Below are 20,911 nucleotides of genomic sequence, written 5' to 3'. Positions count from 1 at the left end.
ATGTTTGCAGATAATCAGAAAACTTTAATCTGCTTGGCAAAAGAAAATGTTACAATGCTCCTTTAGAATTATGTGGATTGAAAGGATTTTTCACAATGCAGACGAGAGGAAATGAAATCGTATTGGACGATACGACCTTGTTGGTCTCCGAAACGGACGCGAAGGGGCACATCGTATTTGCCGACAAAGCGTTTGTGCACGTTTCGGGTTACTCTTTGGAAGAACTGATCGGACAACCGCACAACATCATTCGCCATCCCGATATGCCAAAGGCCGCATTTAAAGAGCTTTGGGAGACTATAAAAGAGGGAAAAGTATGGCAAGGGTTTGTGAAAAACAGTTCCAAAAGCGGACAACATTATTGGGTGTATGCGACAATCTTTCCGTTTGGAAAAGAGCATTATCTTTCCGTACGTAAAAAAGCCTTTCCCGAAGAAATCGAAAAATACGAAGCGGTGTATCGAAAGATGCGAGAGCAGGAGCAAAGAGCATGAAAAAGTTCAGTATTCAGTTTAAAGTAACGCTACTGGTCGTTGTTGCTTTACTCGTTACCGCCGTCGTTTCAACCTGTGTGAGCGCTTTTTTGATGTACAAAGAAGAGGGGGCGCGCCTTGAAAATACCCGTTCGATTATGACGCGCGACAAAGTCGAAGCTCTTAGCGACAAAACCAAAATTGCCTATCAGGTGATCAACATCGTCTATCAAGAACTTCAAAACGAAACGAACAAAGACGATCCAAGCGTCATTGCGGCGTATCAAGCCAAAGCGAAAGAAGCGATTAAACAGTTGCGTTTCGGAGAAGACGGTTATTTTTGGATTAACGATTTTACGCCTAAGATGGTGATGCATCCGATAAAACCGGCATTAGACGGGAGCGATTTGAGCCAATCCAAAGATCCTACGGGCAAATTTTTATTTAACGAAATGGTTGAAGTCGCAAAAAAAGAGGGTAAAGGCGTCGTACACTACATGTGGGAAAAACCGGGCTTTAATAAACCTCAAGCCAAGATTTCTTTCGTCGAGTCGTTTGCCCCGTGGCAGTGGATTATCGGAACCGGTGTGTATGCCGACGACATCGATCTACTCGTTACGAAAGAAAAAAAGGTTTTAGACGAAGCGCTTAAGGCAATGGTGCTACAAAATAGCCTTATTCTTATTGCGATCGTCGTACTTTTTTCTTTTTTAACGCGATTCTTTAGCGAAAAATTGATCGGAAAACGTATGCGAAATCTTAAACATTACGTTGAGGATTTTGCCCTCTATGTGACGAATAAGAAAAATATGATCGACTATCGTTTGGAAGAAGATACGGATGATGAGATCGGTTCTACGGTCAAAGTCATCGATACGACGTTTAAAGAGTTTGAGAAATTACGATTGGACGATATACGCGTTGTAGGCGAGGTGTTGATTATTTGTTCCAAAATGTCCAACGGTTTTATGGAGAATAAAACGTCGTACGTTTCCTCGAACTTTTTAACCAATCGCCTCTCTTACGAAATCGATGCGATGATAGCTAAAGTTAATGAAGTGATGAATGCGACTTTGGCGTCGTTAAAAAATTTCCAAAACGGCGATTTTAGCCGACCGATTTCCATCGCGACGGACGGAGATCTTAAAGAGTTGGTTGAGGGCGTCAATGCACTTGGTAATGCATTATCGCAGATGATTCGCGAAAACGAAGAACAAAGCGGCAAAATTCAAGCCAATGCTCAAAAACTTTCCGACTCGGTTGCGACGATTAAAAACGAACCGCTCAGCGATTTGAACCGTATCGTTAAAAAAACGACGGCATCGATGCAACAGATGGGAAGTATCCAACAACATTTGGCGGAAACGCTCACGACCTTGACGCACAATGCTAAAGAGGCGAGCGATATTTTAAATTTGATCGGAGATATTGCCGACCAAACTAATTTATTGGCACTCAATGCCGCTATCGAAGCAGCACGTGCAGGTGAGCACGGGCGCGGTTTCGCGGTCGTTGCCGACAATATTCGTGAACTTGCCGATAAAACCAACCATTCGCTCTCTCAAATTCAAGCTACTATCAACGTCATCGTCGGCGGTATCGTCGATAGTTCTGCCAAAATGGGCACGAATGCCAAGGAGATGAGTTCCTTAACGCACGACGTCGAAGAGATCGAAGAAAAAACGGGCGATATTTTAAAAATTATGGGGCAATTAAGTTAATTTTTCGAAGATTGTTCCGATATGGTTGAAGGGGTAAATTTTTGCAAGGAGATGGAACATGAGTACCATCGACACATCGTATGCATCCCCACTCGCGGCGACACAAAGCCAAACGAGTGCGTCCGCTACGAAAAACAGTAGTACGGTAAGTAACGATACGACCGATACGACGTCTAGTACGCCGGTCGATACCGTCGAAATTTCAGATGAAGCGAAAGCTTTGGCGGCAACAAGCCAAAGCAATAGTACGTCCAATACCGATTCGGAGTCTAGTTCATCTGACGATACGAGTTCTAGTGGTAGCACCCAAAGCGGGGGCTCAAGTGCCGCTTCCGGAACGAGTAGCAGCGATAGCATTCAAAATCAAATTGAAGCGTTAAAAGAAAAGATTGCCGCCTTGGAAAAAGAGATCGCCGCAGCCGAGAAAAAATCGAGCAACGATGCTCAAAATGCTCAAGAAGTACAGACTAAGCAAGCAATGCTCGTCTCGTATCAAGCGCAACTGGTTGCATTGGAAGCACAAGCTGCGAAAACATCTGCCTAACTCCTTTTTGGCTTGGGGTAACGCTTTACATGTAAGCTTACATGTAAAGCGTTAAAGGTACTTCTTACACCCTCTTAAGTCCGTTTTTGTTACAATCCAAGAAAACCTATGAACAGAAGACGACATGAGCGAAATAGCGTATACCCATCTCCATTTACACACCGAATATTCTTTGCTAGACGGTGCAAATAAAATAGGCAAACTTGCCAAAAAACTCAAATCTCAAGGCGTAACTTCGGCGGCGATTACCGATCACGGCAATATGTTCGGTGCCATTGATTTTTACCAAACCATGCGCAAAGAGGGCATCAAGCCTATCATTGGTATGGAAGCGTACATTCACAACCAAGACGACATCGGCGACAAATCCACCAAACAGCGTTTTCACCTCTGCTTGTACGCCAAAAACGAAGTCGGCTATAAAAACTTGATGTACCTCTCTTCGATGAGTTACATCAAAGGCTTTTACTACTATCCGCGTATCAACAAGCAACTCTTACGCGAGCACTCCGAAGGGTTGATTTGCTCGGGTGCGTGTTTACAGGGCGAAGTCAATTGGCATCTTAACCTAAACAACAAACGAAACGTGCAATTCGGTGCGAAAGGCTATGAAAAAGCCAAAGAGATCGCTTTGGAATACAAAGATATTTTCGGGGACGATTTTTACCTTGAGATCATGCGCCACGGTATTACCGATCAGCTCTTTATCGACGATGCGATTTTACGTATCGCTAAAGAGACGGGTATTAAGCTGATCGCTACCAACGATACGCACTATTTGGAGCAAGACGACGCCGAAGCGCACGAAGCGTTTATGTGTATCGCGATGAACAAAGAGTTTGACGATCCCAACCGTCTTCGCCATTCCGTGCATGAGTTTTACGTCAAATCTCCCGCACAGATGAGCGATCTGTTTGCCGATATTCCCGAAGCGATCTCCAATACGCAAGAGATCGTCGAAAAGTGCAATCTAGAGATCAAACTGGGCAATCCGACGCCGCCGAAATTTAAATTTACCAAAGAGTATGCAGCGCGCGAAGGATTGAATTTTGAAACCGACGATGAGTTTTTTGCCTATAAATGCCGCGAAGGACTTGAAAAAAGGCTCGTCTACGTCGATGAGAGCAAACATGAAGCATATCGTGCGCGTTTGGAGCGCGAAATCGGCGTTATTTGCAGTATGAAATTTCCGGGCTATATGCTTATCGTTTGGGATTTTATTCGCGAAGCCAAAAGCAGAGGCGTTCCAGTGGGACCTGGGCGGGGATCGGCGGCAGGAAGTTTAGTTGCGTTTAGTCTTTTTATTACCGATCTTGATCCGATGCCTTATAACTTGCTTTTCGAACGATTTTTAAATCCGGAACGTATCAGCATGCCGGATATCGACGTCGACTTTTGCCAAAGCAGGCGCGGCGAAATTATCGATTACGTCGTCGAAAAATACGGACGCTATAACGTCGCGCAAGTCATTACGTTCGGTAAACTTTTAGCCAAAGGTGTTATTCGCGACGTCGCGCGCGTTTTGGCCATTCCTTACGCCGAAGCGGATGCAATGGCAAAACTGATCCCCGATGAATTGGGCATTACCTTAAACGGCAAAGGCGTTGAAGGCGAAGAGGGGTATAAAGCGGGTGCATACCAAAAAGAGCCTAAACTTCGCGAACTGATCGAGAGGGATCCGCGAATGAAACGGGTATGGAAATTTGCGCTGGCACTGGAGGGCTTAAATAGAAACTCGGGAATGCACGCGGCAGGTGTGGTCATCAGCGACGAAGAGTTGTGGCATAAAACCCCTTTGTATCAACCCTCCGGTGAAGATCATCTGGTCACGCAATATTCGCTCAACTACCTTGAAGACGTCGATCTTATTAAGTTCGACTTTTTGGGTCTTAAGACTCTGACCGTCATCGACAATGCGCTTAAACTGATCAAAGCGCGTTATAACCAAGAGATCAACTTTAACGCGATCGATCTGAACGATCCTAACGTGTACGATTTGATTCAAAGCGGTGAAACGGTAGGACTTTTTCAGATCGAATCGGACGGTATGCAATCGCTTAATGCCCGTCTTAAACCGAGCACGTTTGAAGATTTGATCGCGGTTCTTGCCCTTTACCGCCCCGGACCGATGGAATCGGGTATGTTGGACGATTTTATTGATCGTAAACACGGGCGTAAAGAGGTCACGTACTTTTTTGACGAGTTTACCAAACCCTTACAACCGATTTTGGAACCCACTTACGGCGTTATCGTCTATCAAGAACAGGTTATGCAGATCGTTCAAGCGATAGGGGGTTTTAGCCTCGGCGAAGCGGATTTGATTCGTCGTGCGATGGGTAAGAAAAAGATCGACTATATGAAACAAAAAGCCGAAGAGTTTGCCGACGGTGCGGTCAAGCAAGGCTTAGGACGCGACCATGCGATCGAGCTTTTCGGATTGATCGAAAAGTTTGCGGGATACGGTTTTAACAAATCCCACTCGGCAGCGTATGCTCTCGTTACATTCCAAACGGCGTATTTAAAATACTACTATCCGCAAGAGTTTATGGCGGCACTTTTAACTTCGGAGCAGGACAACACCGATAAGATCGTCAAGTACATCGATGAGGTTAAACGCTTGGGACTCAAACTTCTGCCACCCTCCATTCAACACTCTTTGGTTGAATTTAGCGCGATTACCGACACTGATGGGAAAGAGGCGATTTTATTCGGCTTGGGAGCGATTAAAGGGGTAGGCAATGCCGCCATCGGCAAAATTTTAGAAGCCAGAGAACAATCGTTGTTTGCAGATATGAGCGATTTTATCTCGCGCATCGACAGTTCCAAAGTCAATAAAAAAGTCTTAGAGTCGTTTATCAAATCGGGAAGTTTTGATAGCTTTGGCTATTCAAGGCGTGCTCTTTTGGAAAATATCGACGCTATTATCGATGCGAGTGCGGAGTGCAATCGTGCGAAAAAAATGGCGGAATACTCCTTGTTCGGAGATGCCGAAGAGATGGTTTCGGTACAGGTAAACATTGAAAATTCCGCGGAATTTGATTCAAAAGTGTTGTTGGATTTGGAAAAAGAGACCATCGGTTTTTACATTTCGGGACACCCGCTCGATGCGTTTCGTGCGCAGATCGACGAAATGAACTATACGCTTTCGAGCCATATCGATCAGATCGAAAATGCGAGCAAAGCCCTTTTAATCGGCAAAGTAGAGGGCATTACCGAAAAAATCAGCAAAAAAGGCAACAAATTCGGCATCGTTTCGTTGATGGATTTTCACGGAAGTATGGAATTGACCGTTTTTGAAAAACAACTCGAGATTTTGAATAAAATGGATTTAGACGCGCCGTTGTGTTTTAAGGTCGAAATCTCCAACGACGAGCAAGGCGTCAAGACCCGCGTTTTAAAGATTATGGATTTGAATGAGGCTAAAAAAGAGAAAGTCGAAACAAAAGTCATCGAAATCCCATTAGAGCCCAAAGTCGTCGCCGTCGATTTGTGCGATGACGAAGACGTTCTTGAACATCTCTACCGAGCGGTGCGTGAAAGCGGAGGAAGAAGAGCGTTGCATCTGGTGATTACCTCAAAACTGCAAGACGTCTACATCGAAACGACGTTCGGCGTAGACGATAGTTTGGATGAAAAAATTGCCTCGATGCCGCACGTTCGCATCATCGGCTAAGACTTATTTCGGGAGTTTAATTAAAAATCGTTTGGGTTCTTCAAGGAGTTCGATCTTACCGCCGTGGGCTTGCACGATTTGCAATGAAAGAGCAAGCCCCAAGCCGTTACCTTTCGTTTTCGTTGTTTTAAAAGGCTCGAAAAGAATATTTTTATTTTCAACGGCTTTGCCGTCGTCTTGAACAACAAGAACGTTAAACGCTTCTTCTTGCATAAACGAAAGAACGACGTTACCGTTTTCTTGATCGTTTTCTTCGATTGCATCGATCGCATTGAAAATAAAGTTCTGTACGACCAAGTTCAAAAGCTCGAAATCGGCTTTTACCTCGATATGTTCCAAGGCGTAGTGAAACGCAACTTCTTTCGTATACGAATAGTGGGAAATGGCTTGTTCGCACTCTTTAACGAGACGATCGAGGTAAAAAGCGCTGGGGTTGATTTGTACCCCTTTGGTAAACAAAAGTGTCGCTTTGATAATGCGCTCGACGCGCCAAATCGCTTTTTTGATTTCACTAACCAGCGGTTTCACGCTCGGATCGACTTTTTTAAGCAAGGTCGAGGCAAGCAAGGAGACAGAACCTATCGGATTTCGGATTTCATGGGAGAGGTGGGCGGCGACTTGCCCCATGGAAACCAAACGCTCTTGACGTTTTCCTTCCGTAATATCCGTTGCCGTGATAATTTTTTTATCGCCTTGACGCACGCTTTTGATCAGGTAGTTTTTCCCCTCAGATTCGATCTCCTCGCTGACATGTAGATCGCTAAATTTCTCCAACAGATGTTCCACGTTTTTAGCTTCGCTGTTTTGTAAAAAGAGCGTACCGTTTTGATCGAAAACCCATAAAGCGTTGGGTTGCACTTCGATAATTTGTAAGATCATCTCTTGTAACGCATTGTAGGAATCGCCGAGCTTTTTATACTCCTCCTCGATAACGTACGTTTGGTTGATGAGGTCTTCCAAGCCTTGTTTAAAAAGCTCTTTTTCTTTCGCACTGAGGCTATTGAGTAGGGTTTCGTCTATCATTTCGTCCGATCCATTAAGATGCATAGAGATTTTAAACGCTATAATACCCAAAAAAGTTTTGGAAAAAGCCGTGCAAGCGATACGTAAAAATATTATTTGCGATAAACATATTCTCTATTTTGATTACACCGCATCGGGGCAAGCGTATAAACCGATTGAACAAAAGATGCAAGAAATCCTTAAAACCTATGCCAATACTCACTCGGAAGTCTCTTCAAGTGCTCTTAAAACCGCCGAGTATTATGCCAAAGCCAGAAGCGATTTGAAAAAAGCGTTGGCAATCGATGAACGATTTTACCTCTTTCCATGCGGAACGGGTGCGACCGGAGCAATCAAAAAATTTCAAGAGCTGATGGGACTTTATATACCTCCGCGTACCTTAAAACGATACGGAACAAAGCCGAAAAATCTTCCCGTCGTGTTTGTCGGCCCGTACGAACATCACTCCAATGAACTTAGCTTCCGCGAAGGCGTGTGCGAAGTCATACGCATTCCCCTCGATGCAGACGAAAAGATCGATATCGAATACCTCGAAGCACAGCTGGAACGCCACAAAAAACGTGAAATTATCGCTTCGTTTTCGGTTGCTTCCAACGTGACGGGTATTATGAGCGATTATCGCACGATATATACGCTCGTCAAACGCTATAAAGGCATCGTTTGCTTGGATGCGGCGGCGGCTTCACCGTACGTTAATATCGATTGCGACTACTACGACGCCTTGTTTCTCTCGCCGCATAAACTCTTAGGCGGCGTGGGCTCTTGCGGCCTTTTGGTCATGAAAAAGGAGCTCTGTACCGAAACCGTGCCGACCTTTGCCGGAGGCGGAACGGTCGCGTACGTTTCACGCGTTTCGCATGATTTTCTAAGTGATATCGAAGTGATCGAAGATGCGGGAACACCGGCGATTTTACAATTGATTAAAGCTTCGCTAGCATACAATCTGCGCAATGAAATCGGACTTGCCAAGATTCACGCGATCGAAGAGGAGTTAAAGTTTTATTTCGGTTCACGTTTAAGAGCAATTGAGGGAGTCAAACTTTATTGTAAGTATTCGCAAGAGAAATTACCGATTTTTTCACTGAATTTTGAAGGCATTAATCCCTATGCGATTTCCCAATATCTCTCCGAGCATTTCGGGATTCAAACCCGAGCCGGATGCTCTTGTGCCGGACCTTACGGACACGATTTGCTTCACTTGAGAGACGGTCAAAGCTTTGAAGAAAAACCGGGTTGGTTACGTATCTCCATTCATTTTACGCATACGAAAAAAGAGATCGATTTTCTGTTAACGGCGATTCAAAAAACACTTAAAGCATTGCGTCCATAAGTTAACTTAAAACGGCTTCGAGTAGGGGCGCGATCAAGACATTAAAAAGACCGGTTAAAACCATGACCAATGCGGCTATGGTGCCGACTTCGTTATCCAGTTCGTAAGCTTTGCTCGAACCCGCAACATGTGCGGCTAAGCCAAACGAAGCTCCCATGGAGAGTTTGGATTTGAGGGGTAACCAATAAAGTGCCAATTGTCCAAACGACGCACCGAAAATTCCCGTTAAAATAACAAAAAGAGCCGTCAGCTCCGGAACGCCGCCGATCTCTCCTGAAATTACCATCGCAAAAGGCGTACTGATAGAGCGTGGAAGCAAGCTTAGGCGTATCGCGTCGTCAATTCCTACCGCCGATGCTAAAAACCATGCCGAAGCGATCGAGAGGATTGAGCCGAAAACGACGCCGATACTGAGCGTTTTCCAATATAAAACGATGATATTTCTTCTTCGATAGATCGGTATTGCAAACGCAACCGTCGCTGGACCTAAAAGAGCCATCAGCCAGTGAGTGCCTCGAATATAGACGTTATAATTGGTATGCGATAAGAGCGTAATGACGATGAGTAAAATCGGTGTAATAATAATCGGCGTCGTCCACCATTTTTTATAACGACGATGAAAACGTTTGGAGAGTAGGTACAATCCAATGGTAACAAAAGACCATATGAGCGTTACTTCCGCTGCCATTAACCAGGGGCGGTAATGTAAAAAAAGTTCAAAATTCATTGCTTGTTCTCAGGTTGGGATTGTTTTTCCAGTTTATAAAAACTGAAATCGACGACGATTGCCGTTCCGATAATGACGATCATCGTTCCGACGATAATAATCGCGAGTATTTTTAATCCCGTCCAGCCGAAGAACTCTTGGTGGTTGAGAACGGCAGGAACCGCGGGAATAAAAAAAAGCAGCATTTCGGCTAAAAACCATTCCGCTCCGAGTGCTAAAGAGCGAATGCTTAAAAGATCGAAATACAACAATGCAAGTACCAAGACCAATCCGATAACGCCTCCGGGAATCGGCATACGGGTTAAAAGCGATATTTCTTGCGCAATAAACCATAAAACCGTGATGAGGGCTATTTGTAAAATACGACTTTTGTGGAAAGTCCGTTTGATAAGAATCGAAGTTTTTTTAAACGTATAAGGAAGCATGATGAGAGACTTTTTACCTAAAAGCGTTGATAGCGTGACTCAATCGAATTCGTTGGGAGAAACGCACTAAAAAAAATTCACACGAGAAAAGACAAGAATGCATCGAATAACCAAAATAAAATTTGACGAATTATACTCCGATTTGCATTAACCCAAAGATAAAGTGCTTAAAATTTCTTCCAGAAAGTACGCCCTAGCATCATAAAAACGGTGTAGCACTCAAGCCTTCCGATAATCATCACGAACGATAAAACGATTTTATCGTACCATGAAAAAAAGGCGTAATTTTGCGATGGACCCGTAAGATTGAGCCCCGGTCCAATATTGCCGAGCATAGCGATAGAGGTGCTAAATGCCGTTAAAAAGTCAAATCCTCGCGCAAACAAATACATCGTTGTTAAAAATGCCGTTAAAATAAAAAGGGCAAAGAAGCCGAAAATCGAGTTAATGATAGAGCTTTTAATCTGTTTACCGTCAACAAAAATCGAGGTAATGACATCGGGTTGAATCGAACGTTTGATCTCCAATCCGATATTTTTAAAAAAGAGGATATAGCGTATGATTTTGATACCGCCGGCAGTCGATCCGGCATTGGCACTCATCAGCATGGAAACGATGGCGATCATCATCGCAAATTGCCCCCATTTCTCATAGTCTAAAGAAGCAAATCCCGTCGTAGAAGCAAGCGTTGAGACGGTAAAGCTTGCATGCATTAGCGAATAATAAAGTGAGTCTTGGGAGTTGTGGTTATGTTCAACGGCCATCACAATCGACAAAAAAAGTATGAGTGCAATATACCACTTAATTTCTTCCGTGTTAAATGCAAATTTTTCACCGCTGAAAAATCGTATATGCGCCAAAAAGTTAATACCCGAAATGATCATAAAAAAAGTCGTCGTCCAAATAACACCGTCGCTAAAAGCTCCTATGGAACTATTTTTTGTCGAAAAACCACCCGTTGAAATCGTCGCAAACGCATGATTGATTGCATCAAACCAGTTCATACCGAAGAGCATCAATAAGGCAAAATTGAGAGCGGTAAAAAGAATATAAACACCCCAAATGCGTTTAGCCGTATCTTTAATCTTCGGCGTGATTTTATCGATTGAAATTCCTGTGGATTCGGCTTTAAATAAGGAGAGCGATCCGCTGGGATTAATGAGCGGTAAAAGCCCCACACCCATCACGATAATTCCGATACCTCCGATCCAATGCATCAGGCTTCGATGAAATAGGATTGATTTTGGAAGAATTTCCACGTCGGTATAAACGCTAGCACCCGTTGTCGTAAAACCGCTGATCGCTTCGAAAAAAGCACCTGCCGGATCGATTTTGCTGTACAAAACTAAAGGAATAGCACCGCCGATACCGAGTAAAATCCAGATAAAATTAACCGAAACGATACTCTCTTTAATGCCCAAATGCATCGGGTTATTTTTGAGGATTAAAAAAACGGAAAGATTGATGATAAAGAGCGAAAACATCGAAAGAGCATAAATAAAGACGTCTTCACGATAGAAAAAACCGATCAAAGGCGGAATGAGAAACAGGAAAAAGACGACCAAGCCGACGGCGGAGACAAATTTTAAAACGCTTGTTATGCTCATCGAACACTCAATACGCGAGGTTTTGTTGGAACCATTTGGCTACGACTTCAAAATCACACTCTTTGGTAAATGCAACGACGATATCCTCTTTTTGGAAAGCTCCGGCAAGGCGATACTCAAAAATATCGTTATCTCTCAAAATAATAAAATGCCCTTTATCGTCCACGCGATCGGGAAGCGGCACTTTCTCGGAAATTAACGAAGAGGTTGCTTCAATTTTACGTAGCAACACCGCACCCTCTCCGCCGCAGAATTTTTTTTGATTGAATACGTCGTTGGCTTGAATACGTTCCAAAATAGAGTAATACGCGTTGATTTTTTCACCGCGTACGACTTCGATATTCAGATTTCTCATGAGTGATGAGTAGGCAATATCGTTATTGATGCCGATGATTTTTTTAATGCCTCGTTGTTTTGCTTCGATGCATTTCGTGATATTGTATTCGTCGTTTTTGGTTGCTGCGATAAACATGTCGGTATCAAAACGCGTCGTGTTAATATGATCGGCATCGTAAGTCGTCTTCAAAACAGTGGCTTTGTTTTTGAGTTCGATATTGGCTTTGCGGCAAAGTTCGATATTTTTATCCATAATTTGAACGTCGATACCTTTTTTGAGCAATACTTTGGCAATTTCCACACCCAAAGCATCGGCTCCGAATATCACGCAATTTTTGATCGGCGTCGCATTTTCGTTATAGTCGCATACGGTCGTTCGAATTGAAAGAATGGCGTTGGGGAAGGCGAAAAAATAGACTAAGTCGTTCGGAAGAAGCGTTTCGACGGGTTTGGGAACAAAGAAATTTTTTTGCCGCTCGATTCCTGCCACGGCGACTTCACCGCTGATTTCACCGATAAACGTTGAGATCATGCGCGGCGTGAAATCTTCTTTCAAGCGTATCGAAATTAACAATGCTTTCGTCTCTTTAAATGCTTTGGCGTTGTGCGCATGTGAAAAATCGACTAAATATTTAAACGGTTGTGCCGCTTCGAAAGAGGGTACGATCGTTTCGTTAATATTGAGTTTAGCTTTGACTTGGTCGCTGGCGAAAAACGTATTTTTTAAACGGATAATTTTACGTTTAACCGTCGCGATATTATCGATAATTAACGAGGAAAGGAGGTTCACTTCGTCCGAATCGGTTACGGCGATAAAAAGATCGACTTGAGGATTGATTCCAAGATACGTATGCGGATTTTCGATATTTCCACAAATGCCTAAAACGTCTAGATTTTCTTGGATATTGTGAATGGCGTATTCGTTTTGATCGATAACAGTTACGCTGTTATTGTGCATCAGGTGTTTAGCAATGTTGTAGCCGACTCTTCCGGCTCCCGCGATGATTACTTGCATATACGTTTCTATTCTCTCAATAATTTGTCGTTAGAAATGTATTGTATCACATTCTTGTAAAAAACACGAGTCATTGCATTGACGGAAAAAACAAGAAGAGAAAAGCTCGGAAAAAGGAGTCTTCTGCAAGCGAGAAGGCTACTTTTTATCGCTAAATTGTTTCATGCTTTCCATGTACGTATCGCGCATTGCGGCGACAAAAGCATTGGCTCGTTTAGTATCCGTCATTGTAATCAAGGCCTCGTTGCCGAATTTATCGCTGATTTTGTTTAACTCATACGTCCACTTTGATTTTTCGTTGATTTTTTGTAAAGCTTTGAAAAAAGCATCGTCAAGCTCTTTATTTTTAAGCTTATCGTTTTGGTAAAGGTAAAATGCGACTTTGTAGACTTCGTCTTTTTCGTTACTGTAAACCTCGACATACTCTACGGCGTTGTCGAGAAGCTTGATGTTGAAGTAGTTTTGATCTTTTGTTACGCATGAAAATTCGGTACATTTAAAGCCGTTTGCTTCCAAAAAAGCTTTATCTTTGCCGATGAGATCGTCCAAAAAGCCCGCAAAAAGTGCTACTTGGGAGAGAAGTGCCAACGTTAATACGATTTTTTTCATCATGTGCCCTTTATGGTTCGGTTGAAAACCGAATGTTCGATCGGATATGGTGGGTCCTGAGTGGCTCGAACACTCGACCATCCCGTTATGAGCGGGATGCTCTAACCAACTGAGCTAAGGACCCGAATTTAAAGAGTTGAGATTCTACTCTTTTTATTGTTAAATAAAGCTAAAAACTCTTCAGTATAACCCTAAAATAGGGGACTAGAGCGAGTATCGAATGGATCGGTACGTTGGATCGAAACGAAACGCCAAAAGGTTTTCTAAAATACCGAAAAGCGCAAAAAACGTAATAAAACTACTGCCTCCGTAACTGTAAAACGGAAGCGGAACGCCGACCACCGGTGCTAAGCCGATCGTCATTGCAATATTAATGCTCATGTAAAAGAAAATGAGCAAAGCGATACCGCTCGTAATCACTTGTGCGAAGTGGTCTTCTTTGAGCATAAAATTGAGCGTCGTCAAATGAAATACCAAAAGCGCGTAACATGAAATGAGTCCGAAAGCACCCCAAAATCCAAGCCTCTCAACCGTATACGCGAAAATAAAATCACTTGTTGCAATCGGTAAAAACTTGTAATGCGTTTGCGTCGCTTCGCTACGCTCTTTGCCCGTCAAGCCTCCCGAACCGATGGCAATAATGGATTGTTTGACGTGATAGCTTGGTTGTTCGGAAAGAAAATCCGAAATACGTTGTTTCTGATAATCGTGGAGATGGTTGTACAAAACGGGACTGCTAAGTCCCACGACGACGGCTAGCGTGATCCAGATTTTTCTGTGAACGCCGATGACGAAGAGTGTTCCGTATCCGAGCAAAAGTAAAATCATCGCCGTACCCAAGTCGGGTTCTTTGGCGATCAAAAGAAACGGAAGGATGATATAGAAGCTGAGTTTAAAAAAAGATTTCCAACCGTAGCCTTTTTCGTCGGGCGGATTGTTTTTGATAAGATAGGCAAGCATTAAGATAAAGGCGGGTTTAAAAATTTCGGACGGTTGAATCGTAAAGTGGACAAAGGGAATTTCAAGCCATCGTCTGGCCCCCAATTTGGCGACGCCGAAGAAATCGACGCTTAAGAGGAGAAAAATCGTAATCCAGTAAAAAAAAGGGATGACCCACTCGATTTTTTTAATCGGAATGATAAAAAAAACCAAAAAAGTCGCGAACCCGACACCGTAGTAGACGATCTGTTTCGTAGCTAACATGTCGTTGGCTTCGGAGACCAGATAGTATGAAAGAACGATAATGGGTAAAACCAAAATAGGAATTAAAAAATCAAAATGTGTTAAGATGCGCCTATCGATTTGAAACACACAATCCCTTTGGAACGTTTTTAAAAGTATAGCAAAAATAGTTGAAAGTAGCCGATCATGAAACAAACATGTCAAAATGCGGGACGTTTAGATGCCGTCATGAGCGAAGTATTGAATCTCCCTCGGAATCAAGTGGAAAAGCTTATTAAAACCGTCGGCGTTACTCTGAACGAGGTGCGCGTTTTTAAGAGCGGTTTAAAAGTACATGTAGGCGATACGATCGAGTACGATTTTATCGAAGCGACGCCTAGCGCACCTGAGTATCCCGTTGATTTCGAAGTACCGATTTTATACGAAGACGACGATATTTTGGTCGTCAATAAACCGCCGTTTTTAACGGTTCACGGAGCACCGAGCGTCAAAGAAGCCACGTTGGTCGATTGGTTAAAACATAAAGGTATCTCACTCTCCAGCATTAGCGGCGAAGAGCGTCACGGTATCGTGCATCGCATTGATAAGGAGACCAGCGGTGCTTTGGTCGTCGCCAAAAATAACGAAGCGCACGTTGCATTGGCGTCGCAGTTGGAAGATAAAAGCATGGGACGCTACTATATCGCTTTAATCGATGTTCCGCTCAAAGAAAACACGATTGTCGAACTTCCGATCGGACGTCATTTAAACCATCGCCTAAAAATGGGTGTGCTGAAAGAAGGACGTTATGCTAAAAGTGCGTTTGCCAAGCTTGCTCTTTCCAAAAATGCTAAGTGCGAATTGATCGCCGCCAAGCTTTTTACGGGACGAACACACCAAATTCGCGTGCATTTAAGCGCGCTTTCGCGCCATATTTTAGGGGATAGTTTATACGGCTTTAAGAGCCAAAATGGTACAATCCCTAGAATTATGCTCCATGCGTATTGTGTCTATCTCATACACCCTCGTAGCGGACAACCCGTGTCGATTCAAGCACCGTTATGGGACGATATGAACGCATATTTAACAGATCATTTCATGAAGGACGAGATTAATGAAAAAATCACTTTGGACGGCATCGTTAGTTGCTTTAGCTCTCATGATCACTGGATGCGAAAAAACGCTTGAAACACCTAAAGAGCCGGTCGTAGATGCCTCTTTGGCACGCGTTGACGCTCTTCGAACGCTTCCGGGCTCTACGGAAGTCGGATTTGAATGGACGCCCCTTTACGACGATCAAGTAGAAGGATACTATTTGTATCGCGTCGAAGGGAATTCGTTGAAAAAAATCGCAACGATTAAAGACAAATACGTTTCCCATTACGTCGATACGAAATTAGCACCCAATACGACGTACGCTTATCGTATCAGTACTTATTCCTCCGACAAACACGAATCGGAACTGAGTGCAATTGCCGTGGTAACGACGACGGCCGCCGTTGCGAAAACGCCGACTATAGGCGGAATCGAGCCGGTTTCTTACGTTAAAGCTATCGGTGCGCTTCCAAGCCGCGTGAAGCTTATTTGGAGACCGCATGCCTCCGAAAACGTCGAGTCTTATATTATCGAGCGTAACGAGTTCAAATCAACGGATTGGGAAGAGGTCGGTAAAGTGAAAGGCCGCTTGAACGCCGAATACATGGATAAAGGCTTACGCGATAATTACGTCTATCGTTACCGTGTGAGAGTCAAGACGTTTGACGACGTTGTTTCTAGACCCAGCGAAGTCGTAGAGGCTCAAACCAAAGCGCTTCCCGATATGATTACGGGACTACGCGCAACGAGCGATCTTCCGAAAAAAGTTATTTTAACATGGAACCCTTCGACGACGAGCGACTTTACCCATTATAAAATTTACCGTTCCCCTACAACGTCGTTGTTGTACAGCTACTACGGTAAAACGACCAACACGGAGTTTGAAGACTACGTTAACGAAAACGGCAAAATTTATTACTATAAAGTCGTTGCCGTCGATAAAGACGGGTTAGAATCCAAGCAACAAGAGAGCCCGATTGCGGGCATGACGATGCCTTCTCTTGCCGCACCGGTTGCTAATGCGGTCAAATATGACGGAAGAAGCGTTCGCCTTTCATGGGTAGGGGATCGAAATACGGTCAAATATACGATTATTAAAGAGTACAAATTAAATGGAGAGACGCGAAAACAGAATTTTACGGGTATCTTTGAACCTAATTATCAAGATATGGAAGTCTCTTCCGGCGTTGAATACGTTTACCATATTATCGCCATCGACAAATACGGTATCGCTTCTAATCCGTCCGATGCCGTCGTCGTTACGATACCGAAGGATTAAACGAGGATATGCCGAATTTTCATACCCGATCGTTAAAGCCTTTGCACTACCCGTGCACCTATCAAGATACGACGTTTCATTGGCAAGCGACGTCTCAAAAGGGCAATGTTTTGGTGCTGGCGACATGCCGCGGTGAAACGTTTATGCTCCGCGTTTTGCCTAAAGAAGCAGGCGGTTTGTTAGTGAAAGGCGATAAAGTTACCCGCCCGACGCAAGCCTCTTTTTTACAAAAAGCGTTGATCGATTTTCGAGATGCGAGCGATGCACATGTCAGTCATTCAAACATCGAACCGAAAAAGTTTCTCGACGTGAGATGTTCGGCGTATCTCAAAGAGATCGATTTTTTTGCCGATGCTTTCGATACGCCAAAAGAGATTTGGGTCGAGATCGGATTTGGAAGCGGAAGGCATTTACTGCATCAAGCCAAAAAAAACCCGCACATACAGTTTATCGGATTGGAAATTCACAAGCCCTCTATCGAGCAGGTTTTGAAGCAATGCGAATTGCAATCGATAGACAATATTTTTGTCATTGATTATGATGCGAGACAGTTTATGGAGTTTTTGTCTTCGAACAGTGTCGGGCGTATTTTCGTGCATTTTCCCGTCCCTTGGGATAAAAAACCGCATCGGCGTGTTTTTTCCGCAGCCTTTATCGAAGAGGCACTTCGCGTCTTACATGTCAATGCTACGTTGGAGCTTCGAACGGACAGCGACGCTTATTTCTCTTTTGCGTTCGAACAGATGATGCAACTCTCGCGTGCGGATGTTCACGTTAAAAAAAATGCGGCTTTGGAAATTACGAGCAAGTACGAAGATCGTTGGCGCAAAATGGAGAAAGACATTTACGACGTGATTTTGCGTAACGAACAAGCTTCGCCCGACAAAGAGCGCATCGGTAGATTGGCGTTTGATTTTCATGTCGATTTTGCCGAAGTGCGTGAGGCATTCGAAGAGATTTTACGAAGAGGCGAGGGCTTTTTCGTCCATTTCGAAGAACTATTTACAATTGACGAGCACAGCGGATTGATACGTCTCTCGTTCGGCGCGAACGAGCGGAACGAAAAGTGCTATATTTTTATCGATCACGCTACAATGCGTTATTTACCCGAGCGGGTGTTGGATACGAAAAGCAATCGTGCCGCACATACCTTAATTGAAGAGTGGTTCCATGGAATACGTCATTAAAGCAAGCGGGTTAAACATCGGTTACGAACGCGACGAACCCGTTATTACCGATGCCAATATGGCGATTAAAGCGCAAGAATTTGTTTTTATTACCGGTAAAAGCGGTAGCGGAAAATCGACGATTATCAAGTCGCTTTACGGCGAACTTTTGCCCAATCACGGCGAGTTGAACGTGTGCGGCGTCGATTTTAGAAATATCGGCAGCTCGAAACTGAATCTTTTACGGCGGTATTTAGGCGTCGTTTTTCAAGATTATAAGCTCATCGACGAATGGACGGTGGAACAAAATGTAATGCTTCCTCTGATTATTGGAGGATTTTCCAAAAGCGTTTGCATTAAACAAGCGCATAAATTGCTCAAACATGTCAAATTGTTACATAAAATCAATAAATATCCCTACGAGCTGAGCGGCGGAGAGCAACAACGCGTTGCGATGGCGCGTGCCTTAGCGCACAATCCGATTTTAATTTTGGCGGACGAGCCGACCGGAAATCTGGATAGCTACTCTAGCGAAGTCATTTGGAATTTATTAAAAGGTGCCAAAGAGCATTTAGGTACGACAGTTGTCGTGGTAACGCACAATATTCCTTCAACTTTGGGAATTGACTATAAACACTACTTTTTAGAAGGCGGCGTTTTGCATGAAGTCAATTAGCAGCCATTTTTCCATTTTTATCTCAAGCTTTGTTCTGCTTTTTTCGTTTCAATTTACGAACGTCATTAAAAGTATCGTCAACGATTATGCTTCTAAAATCGTAAACGATTACGCAATTGTCGTTGTTTCGTCCGCTGAATTGAAAGAAGAAGAGTTACAAAAACAGATTCCGGAGATTGAGTCGATTTCGGAAATTAGCAGTAAAAAGATTTTAGACCGATTGAAAAACGAGATGTCATCCAAAAATCTTGCTTTGCTTCAAGTAGCTCTCCCCAAATTTTACTCGTTGAAACTCGGGAGTTTACCCGATAAAAAACGCATCGAAACGATTAAGCAAAAGCTTTCGTCTATCACGACTATTTCGCGCGTCGAGACTTTTGCGAAAACGCATGAAAAAATGTTCAAAATGTTTTTATTGCTTCAGGCAATGGTCTATATTTTTACCTTTTTTGTTGCATGTATCGCCGTTTTATTGATCTTAAAACAGATCCGTATTTGGATTTACGAACATCAAAGGCGTATGGCGATTATGGCACTTTTTGGGGCGTCTTTTTTTATGAAAAGTGCCATGTTGTATCGTATGACGCTTGTCGATACGCTTTTAAGCGCACTTTGCGTTTGTGCGTTTTACGACATCGTTCCCAGACTTCCGCTTGCCCAAGCCTATGCCGCGGAACTCGACGTTGTTTTACCGTCGTTTAACTGGCTGTACGAAGGGTCGGTTTTGGTGGGAGCGTCGTTCGTATTTGCTCTGATTGCGGTCAGTATCGTCGCGCGCAAGATAGGACGTGTATGAGACTTTGTGCCATCGTTCTTGCTCTCGTTCTTCCTCTAGCATGCATCGGCGCACCGAACACGACGCAAAAGATTACCGAGAAATCGAAAACGCTTGAAGAAAAGATGCAAACGGAAAAGCAGCTTCACGGAAAGCTTCAAGACATTGCTAACGATATTATGAACGAAGAAAAAAATATCGAGAAGATTAAGGACAAAATCGCCGATTTAAGCCAAAATATCAGCGAGTCGCAAGAAGCGGTTCAGCGCAAGTATGAATACCTCGATAAGTTGACCAAAGATACGCAACAGCTCTCCTCTTTAAAGAAGGATTTGGAGCAGAAAATTATTAAAATCATTGCCGAAGATTTTTCGTTTTATCTGGTTTCCGATAGCGATTATCTCGATAACGAAGACGGTATATTGGTGGATGAAGTGTTGCAGAAGATGGATACGATTATGCGTAAAGAGTTTAGTAAGCTTGCAAGCGATTACAAACTCATCAACGATCAAATTTATTCGCAAAGCCAAGAGATTAAAACGATTCACGGCGAAATTCAAAGCGCAAAAAGTAAAAAAGACGAATTGGTCGCTTTGGAAAAAAAACGTGAAAGTTCTATCGTCGCTTTGAATGCAAAGAAAGAAGACTATAAAAAACAGCTAGACGATATTCAAAAAGAGCGCGACGAATTGCGTGCGACCTTGGAAAAACTCAAAATTATTCAAGTGCAAGAAGAGAATCAACGTTTAGCCGAGAAAAATGCCGCCGCCAAACGCGATAAGGCACCGCAAACTGCTGCCGTCGGCGATACGGGCATTAAGCAAATCGGATCGTCGTATCAAAACAGTAACGTTAAGAAATACGTCGGAGAAAAGACCATTGCGCCTTTAGATAGTTTTAGCGTCAAACGACGTTTCGGCGATTACGTCGATCCGATTTATAAGATTAAAATTTTTAACGAATCGGTCGTGTTAAGTTCCAATACGCCCGATGCGACGGTAAAAAGTGTTTTAAACGGCAAGGTGATTTTCGCAAAAGATACAGCATCGATGGAAAAAGTCGTTATCATTGAAAACGGCGACGATATTCATACCATTTATGCGCATTTATCGAAAATCGCTCCGACGATCGAAGTCGGACAAAAAATCAAAAAAGGCTATATTATCGGTCGGGTCGATAACGACTTAACGTTCGAAGTTACGCAGAAAAATTTCCACATCGATCCGCTGGAACTCATCGGTGCCAAATAACGTTTAAGAAGGCTTCTAGCTCTTTT

The 20,911-nt window shown here is 43.4% G+C and carries 18 protein-coding genes and 1 tRNA gene; 11 read left to right on the top strand and 8 right to left on the bottom strand.

What is annotated here, in order from left to right:
* The first annotated feature begins 95 nt into the window (after positions 1–95).
* The 4 genes from NL930_RS09685 to dnaE all read left to right on the top strand — a co-directional run bounded on the left by NL930_RS09685 (position 96) and on the right by dnaE (position 6,411).
* Entirely contained in the window at positions 96–494 is a 399-nt protein-coding gene (locus tag NL930_RS09685; protein WP_254376553.1) for a PAS domain-containing protein, read from the top strand.
* On the top strand, positions 491–2,194 hold the full coding sequence (locus NL930_RS09680; protein WP_254376552.1) for a cache domain-containing protein: 1,704 nt from the start codon (positions 491–493) through the stop codon (positions 2,192–2,194). The genes NL930_RS09685 and NL930_RS09680 overlap by 4 nt, the downstream gene beginning before the upstream one ends.
* Positions 2,195–2,252: 58 nt before the next feature.
* Positions 2,253–2,738 (top strand): hypothetical protein, encoded by a 486-nt coding sequence (locus NL930_RS09675; RefSeq protein WP_254376551.1) that lies wholly within the window; start codon positions 2,253–2,255, stop codon positions 2,736–2,738.
* A 124-nt stretch (positions 2,739–2,862) separates the two neighbouring features.
* Positions 2,863–6,411: a DNA polymerase III subunit alpha gene (gene dnaE, locus NL930_RS09670; protein WP_254376550.1), complete on the top strand. Its 3,549-nt coding sequence runs from the start codon at positions 2,863–2,865 to the stop codon at positions 6,409–6,411.
* 3 nt (positions 6,412–6,414) lie between these two features.
* Here the strand turns inward: dnaE and NL930_RS09665 are convergent, their stop codons facing one another.
* Positions 6,415–7,434 (bottom strand): PAS domain-containing sensor histidine kinase, encoded by a 1,020-nt coding sequence (locus NL930_RS09665; RefSeq protein WP_041962010.1) that lies wholly within the window; start codon positions 7,432–7,434, stop codon positions 6,415–6,417.
* Positions 7,435–7,504: 70 nt separating this feature from the next.
* Between NL930_RS09665 and NL930_RS09660 the strand changes: the two genes are divergently transcribed.
* Positions 7,505–8,764: an aminotransferase class V-fold PLP-dependent enzyme gene (locus NL930_RS09660; RefSeq protein ID WP_254376549.1), complete on the top strand. Its 1,260-nt coding sequence runs from the start codon at positions 7,505–7,507 to the stop codon at positions 8,762–8,764.
* Position 8,765: 1 nt separating this feature from the next.
* On the opposite strand, the gene NL930_RS09655 is transcribed toward NL930_RS09660, so the two are convergent.
* The 7 genes from NL930_RS09655 to NL930_RS09625 form a co-directional block, all read right to left on the bottom strand.
* Complete coding sequence (locus NL930_RS09655) at positions 8,766–9,491, bottom strand: LrgB family protein (RefSeq protein ID WP_254376548.1); 726 nt, start codon at positions 9,489–9,491, stop codon at positions 8,766–8,768.
* A complete protein-coding gene (locus tag NL930_RS09650) occupies positions 9,488–9,916 on the bottom strand; it encodes a CidA/LrgA family protein (protein ID WP_254376547.1) in 429 nt (142 codons plus the stop codon). Before NL930_RS09650 ends, NL930_RS09655 begins: the two co-directional genes overlap by 4 nt.
* A gap of 167 nt (positions 9,917–10,083) precedes the next feature.
* Entirely contained in the window at positions 10,084–11,523 is a 1,440-nt protein-coding gene (locus tag NL930_RS09645; RefSeq protein WP_060826425.1) for a TrkH family potassium uptake protein, read from the bottom strand.
* Positions 11,524–11,530: 7 nt separating this feature from the next.
* Positions 11,531–12,874, bottom strand: coding sequence for an NAD-binding protein (locus NL930_RS09640; RefSeq protein WP_039672398.1), 1,344 nt, complete (start codon positions 12,872–12,874; stop codon positions 11,531–11,533).
* A 138-nt stretch (positions 12,875–13,012) separates the two neighbouring features.
* Positions 13,013–13,483 (bottom strand): hypothetical protein, encoded by a 471-nt coding sequence (locus NL930_RS09635; RefSeq protein ID WP_060826424.1) that lies wholly within the window; start codon positions 13,481–13,483, stop codon positions 13,013–13,015.
* Between the two features lie 47 nt (positions 13,484–13,530).
* A tRNA-Ile gene (locus NL930_RS09630) sits at positions 13,531–13,607 on the bottom strand.
* A gap of 80 nt (positions 13,608–13,687) precedes the next feature.
* Entirely contained in the window at positions 13,688–14,794 is a 1,107-nt protein-coding gene (locus NL930_RS09625; protein ID WP_041962006.1) for an FtsW/RodA/SpoVE family cell cycle protein, read from the bottom strand.
* 57 nt (positions 14,795–14,851) lie between these two features.
* On the opposite strand from NL930_RS09625, the gene NL930_RS09620 reads away from it, so the two are divergent.
* From NL930_RS09620 to NL930_RS09595, 6 genes are read left to right on the top strand one after another with little or no spacing between them, the layout of a single operon-like run.
* Positions 14,852–15,832 (top strand): RluA family pseudouridine synthase, encoded by a 981-nt coding sequence (locus tag NL930_RS09620; protein ID WP_254376546.1) that lies wholly within the window; start codon positions 14,852–14,854, stop codon positions 15,830–15,832.
* Complete coding sequence (locus NL930_RS09615) at positions 15,759–17,018, top strand: fibronectin type III domain-containing protein (protein ID WP_254376545.1); 1,260 nt, start codon at positions 15,759–15,761, stop codon at positions 17,016–17,018. Before NL930_RS09620 ends, NL930_RS09615 begins: the two co-directional genes overlap by 74 nt.
* A gap of 8 nt (positions 17,019–17,026) precedes the next feature.
* On the top strand, positions 17,027–18,205 hold the full coding sequence (gene trmB / locus NL930_RS09610) for a tRNA (guanosine(46)-N7)-methyltransferase TrmB (RefSeq protein WP_254376544.1): 1,179 nt from the start codon (positions 17,027–17,029) through the stop codon (positions 18,203–18,205).
* On the top strand, positions 18,189–18,860 hold the full coding sequence (locus NL930_RS09605) for a cell division ATP-binding protein FtsE (RefSeq protein WP_039672404.1): 672 nt from the start codon (positions 18,189–18,191) through the stop codon (positions 18,858–18,860). Before trmB ends, NL930_RS09605 begins: the two co-directional genes overlap by 17 nt.
* Entirely contained in the window at positions 18,847–19,656 is an 810-nt protein-coding gene (locus NL930_RS09600; protein WP_039672405.1) for an FtsX-like permease family protein, read from the top strand. Before NL930_RS09605 ends, NL930_RS09600 begins: the two co-directional genes overlap by 14 nt.
* The gene (locus tag NL930_RS09595) at positions 19,653–20,885 is read left to right on the top strand and encodes a murein hydrolase activator EnvC (RefSeq protein ID WP_254376543.1); all 1,233 of its coding nucleotides are present in this window, start codon (positions 19,653–19,655) and stop codon (positions 20,883–20,885) included. The genes NL930_RS09600 and NL930_RS09595 overlap by 4 nt, the downstream gene beginning before the upstream one ends.
* Positions 20,886–20,911 lie beyond the last annotated feature (26 nt).

This window comes from Sulfurospirillum sp. hDNRA2, assembly GCF_024206095.2.
Taxonomy (GTDB): Bacteria; Campylobacterota; Campylobacteria; order Campylobacterales; family Sulfurospirillaceae; genus Sulfurospirillum.
The sequence above is the reverse complement of the archived record's forward strand: the minus strand, read 5'-3'. Positions and strand labels throughout refer to the sequence as shown.